Below are 1,889 nucleotides of genomic sequence, written 5' to 3'. Positions count from 1 at the left end.
GGCCCGCGTTCCCGACTCCAAGAGGTGCGTCATGGTTGAGCCGCTCCACTTCCTCATCGACAAGACGGACACGCCCATCGGCGAGCTGGTCCTCATCGCGGACCGCGAGGGCCACCTGGGCGCCCGAGCCCGGTGACGAATCCACGATGAGCTGACCGCCGAGCTTCATGGCGCGCTCGCGCATGTTCAGCAGGCCGTAGTGTCCGCGCGGCGTGCGCTGCGGATCAAAGCCCTTGCCGTTGTCGTGGACGATGAGGTGCACGCGGTCCTCCGCGTAGTCGAGCTTCACCTGCACGAGCTTCGCCTCGGCGTGCTTCACCGCGTTGGAGAGGCACTCCTGCAGGATTCGGAACAGGGCGAGCTGCGCGTCGGGGGACAGCTTGCGCTGCAGGCCCGTGCGCTCGAACTGGATGGACATGCCCGTGCGCTCCTGGAACGTCTTGGCGTAGTCCTCCAGGCCTTGGGACAGCTCGAAGTCCTCGTGCATCATCCGAAGGCTGCGGCGCAGCTCCTCGATGGACTCCTCGGCGGTGGTCTTCAGCTCGCGAATCTCCTCGCGCAGGCCGTCCTCGCGCGCGAGGTTCAGGATGTACTCCGCCTGGATGATCATCGACGAGAGCGACGCGCCCAGGCCGTCGTGAATCTCGCGCGCCAGCCGGTTGCGCTCCTCCACCACGGCCAGCTCCTTGAGGTCGCCCTGGAGGGCCACGACCTCGCGGTGCGCGGCGGCCTCGCGCTCGTTCAGGTACACGAGCACGTAGACGATGATGAAGTTGAGGGCGAGGTACCAGAGCAGCGTGAGCAGCTCCACCGCCGTCACGGAGCGGTTGAGCAGCAGGTCCAGTCGCGTCGTTATCGGCAGCGCCAATAGCGGCGGGAGGATGGCGAGCGGCTTGGGGTAGAGGATGGAGAAGAGGGTGGTGAAGAGCAGCTGGGTCGCGAGCAGGGGGCTCTGCAGACCGCCGCCCACCACGGGCTTGGCGATGAGGACCACGAGGATGACGAGGTCCAGGCACAGCGTGGTGTACGTCACCCACCGGCCGGCCTTGGGGTGGTCGATGACGAGCAGGTTCGCGACGCTGTAGAGCAGCATCGTGAAGTAGCCCAGGAAGGAGAAGGCTCCGGTGAGACCGAAGTAGCCGCTCCAGGTGGGCACCGCCAGGATGAGCAGCCCCAGCGTGAGGAACATCATTCGCGCGTAGAAGAGGGCGCGGGCCCGGGCGACGAACCGGTCCTGTTCCCAGGACGCGGTGGCCTGCTCCGTGGAGACGCTGTCTGTCAGCTTGCGGCGCAGGAGGACCTCGCGCACTCGCGCGCGGAGGTCATTGGCCGCCGGGGTCTCCTCGCCGAGGGCGAGATTCGAATTCATTGGGCGGCAGCTTACGGGAGCCGCCGGGTGTGCGGGAATCCCTGGGGTGCTTCGCCCACCTCCCCGGCGGGCGGGGAGGCGTGCGGGAGGGCCGCGTCTACTTCGAGGCCGAGCCCTTCATGCAGACCTTGCGGGCCTCGGGCTTCTGGCTGAACACGTAGGCCATGCGGTCCGTGGACTCTCCGGTGCGCTCGTCGAACAGGGGCGTGCCGCCCGCGTACATGGTGCCCTCGGCGTTGCCGTAGGAGTCCAGGCCGTGCTTCTTGAGCCAGCGGTCCACGCAGGACTCGAGCGCGGCCCGGTGTGCCTCGGGGCTGTTGGCGTCCTTGAGGTTGCCCTGGGAGGACTTGGTGGTGTCGGTGGAGCCGGAATCCTTGAGGCTGCCCTGGGAGGGAGTGGCCGTGTCGGACGCGAGGCTGCCGGAGTCGACGCCGGACCTCTGGGGCTCCACGGGGGCGGCCTCCTGGAGCTCCTGTCCGCTGTCGGCGGGGAACTGGGCTGCTTCGGGCGGGCTCTGGGG

The 1,889-nt window shown here is 68.2% G+C and carries 2 protein-coding genes; both read right to left on the bottom strand.

Going from position 1 to position 1,889, the window contains the following annotated elements:
• A partial coding sequence (locus tag HUW62_RS47060; protein WP_255204043.1) for a sensor histidine kinase occupies nt 1-1,369 on the bottom strand: 1,369 nt, incomplete at its 3' end.
• A 97-nt stretch (nt 1,370-1,466) separates the two neighbouring features.
• The coding region (locus HUW62_RS47055; protein ID WP_217911989.1) for a hypothetical protein at nt 1,467-1,889 on the bottom strand (423 nt) is incomplete at its 5' end.

The organism is Myxococcus sp. AM011 (assembly GCF_013372595.1).
Lineage (GTDB): Bacteria > Myxococcota > Myxococcia > Myxococcales > Myxococcaceae > Myxococcus > Myxococcus eversor.
The sequence above is the reverse complement of the archived record's forward strand: the minus strand, read 5'-3'. Positions and strand labels throughout refer to the sequence as shown.